The organism is Methanospirillum sp. (assembly GCF_035560735.1).
GTDB lineage: Archaea > Halobacteriota > Methanomicrobia > Methanomicrobiales > Methanospirillaceae > Methanospirillum.
The window spans coordinates 1-2,340 of sequence record NZ_DATMYY010000294.1 but is presented as its reverse complement, the minus strand read 5'-3'; the positions used below and the strand labels follow the sequence as shown (position 1 = coordinate 2,340).

Below are 2,340 nucleotides of genomic sequence, written 5' to 3'. Positions count from 1 at the left end.
GGTATGCGAGGAAAAATCATGCCGCGACTACTGAACAGAGGACTTTGCCTTTTACATATCAGTTTTAATCGCATTCTCCTGTTTGTACCTTACTTGTTGGTTTATCAGGTGATAGTCGGATAAAAAATTTAAGACCTTTCCGGGTTCTGTAACATTATGATTGGGGGATCGGTATGGGAAAAGGATCTCTTTCTGGATCTACAGAGTTATGGTCATCGATAATCAATCATCAATTCAGGAATTAACCTTTAACACTGAAGAATAGACCGTAACCGGAATGACTCTCACTTCAACATTTATCGGGATATTCATCGTTCTCTCGATACTATTCTTCAGGTCAGTAACTGCTGAACATCTCCTGAACCATAAATTGAAACAGTAAAATTTGGTGGTCTGAATGTGTATTCATTAATGTTGTATGATGTCCCTTCCAGCCATTCATCTGTGAGCAGTAAGGCATCGTTTGTACTCATCGCCTGCTCCAGGGTTTGTAGCCCTGAAAAGAATAATGGGATTGTAATGATTACCGTGCAAATAACCGCAATAATAAATGTCTTTTTCCAGTACCATAACCGCTTGGTATCCATCCATCCCTGGTTTACTCCGGTTATCCAGAGTACTGCACCACCGGCGACAAGAATTGCGAAAAAAGCTTGTCAAAAATAACAGGAATGATCCGGTTTCATTGGACCACTGACCCTTGGCAAGAGAGATTCCAACAACAGTAAGGGGAGGGACAAGCGATATCGCAATCGTAGCACCTGGCAGTGAATCGCTGATACTCTTCCTGCTGATAGCAAATGCTCCTGCAACTCCTGAAGCAAGAGCCACAAAAAGAGCAAAAATATCAGGAGATGTCTGGGATAGAATCTGTGGATTCATCTTAAAATCGATACCAACCGGAGAAACCCATATTGATATGAATATTGCGAGAAGAACGACGTATAAAACACTTAAAAATGCTCTCCCAAGGGATATCGAGGCTCTTTTACTATCACCAAGAACAATGGCAAGAGTAGTTGCCATTATTGGCAACATCATGGGCGATAGGATCATTGCACCGATAACCGTGTCAGTCGACCCTGAAATGACTCCATATGTTGAGATGATTGTTGCCAGTGTTAAAAGAACAACATAATTAAAGATTGACCGGTGGGTGTTTTCACCTTCAAAAAAGAATTTATCCTGCAATTCTGGAAGGTAAGATTGATCAAACCGTCCGGTCTATAGATATTCGTCAAACATGGATCTTCACTATCCTGATGGGAACTTAGAGCCCGGGTAGTTTTGTGGTGATTCAGAGAGTCTTCCCCAGGACACATTCAGGAATGAGAGGTTTAACCGTAAGGATCATCAACGTTTTCATATCGTGATCCCGGATTGTAGCAGTTCTTTACGTTTTGATTGAAATTAGGGTTGAATTTTCACCTGTTCCAGTCTTGGGAAGGGAGAACTATCTGGTCTCATTATGAGTAGAGGAATACCTGAAACAGGGTGCTGCTCAGTCAACACCCACTATGGCAGGAACTTAACTCCCCTTCTTAATCATACCGGCCTCCCTCATAGGCACAGACCCCGGTACGGGGTGAATTTGTAATCGGGAGAAGATAGCAATCATCGAGGTCAGGGTCTTCTGAACACTCCTTGCAGAGTACGGTTTCATCATCCTCTTCATTGTAATGAAAAGATGCAGGCTTTCCACACTCACTGCATGTCCAGGCAGGTGGTTCATTCATACCAAGAACAGAAACCGCTTCTCCGGTATTTTTCATCCTGATCTGTTCTCCAACCTTAAGACGGAGTTCGGTTGTTGACCCGTAATCATATATATATTCAAATGTGTGTCCCGGGACGAGAATTGATTTTAGAGAATTCGTTTTAGATGATGCCCCTTTCTTTCCTGAATTGGCTGTTTCTTCCTCCCAGGTCATCTCAATCTCCTCACCATCGATGAAAAAGGAACTCAAATGACCGCAGCATTCAAGCCACACCCCCCTGAGCACATCGTCAAGATTCTTGAGGGATGCTGATGGATCTACTGACAACATAAGCCAGTATGGTGACGAATACGGAGTATCAACCAGGATCAGAGACCGCAAATCACCATCCGGGTCCTGGTGGTTTTTCAGAATATGGGTCTTGATGGTACGTTTGGTAACCTCCTCCCTACAGAGAAGGCAGTGGCCTGGGGTTGGCAGCTGCTTTGCCATACTATTGATTGGGAAAAATCCATGTTGATGGTATCGGTTTATACCCAACACCGGGTAAAACACAAGATTGAGTACTGATGTAATCTATCACCAAAGACTTTTTAGTGGCTCATTTCGTTATGTGATAAAC

The 2,340-nt window shown here is 43.1% G+C and carries 2 protein-coding genes and 1 pseudogene; all 3 read right to left on the bottom strand.

All coding sequences use genetic code 11. From position 1 onward, the window contains the following. Positions 1-332: 332 nt before the first annotated feature. The 3 genes and pseudogenes from VN429_RS08565 to VN429_RS08555 all read right to left on the bottom strand — a co-directional run bounded on the left by VN429_RS08565 (position 333) and on the right by VN429_RS08555 (position 2,210). Positions 333-587 carry a hypothetical protein gene (locus tag VN429_RS08565; protein WP_325632146.1) on the bottom strand — a complete coding sequence of 85 codons (255 nt, stop codon included), beginning with the start codon at positions 585-587 and terminating at the stop codon, positions 333-335. A 121-nt stretch (positions 588-708) separates the two neighbouring features. Then, positions 709-1,026 (bottom strand): annotated as a pseudogene (locus tag VN429_RS12580) (DUF389 domain-containing protein); the annotation flags it as partial. Between the two features lie 515 nt (positions 1,027-1,541). Further along, a complete protein-coding gene (locus VN429_RS08555) occupies positions 1,542-2,210 on the bottom strand; it encodes an IS1096 element passenger TnpR family protein (RefSeq protein ID WP_325632141.1) in 669 nt (222 codons plus the stop codon). Positions 2,211-2,340: the final 130 nt, after the last annotated feature.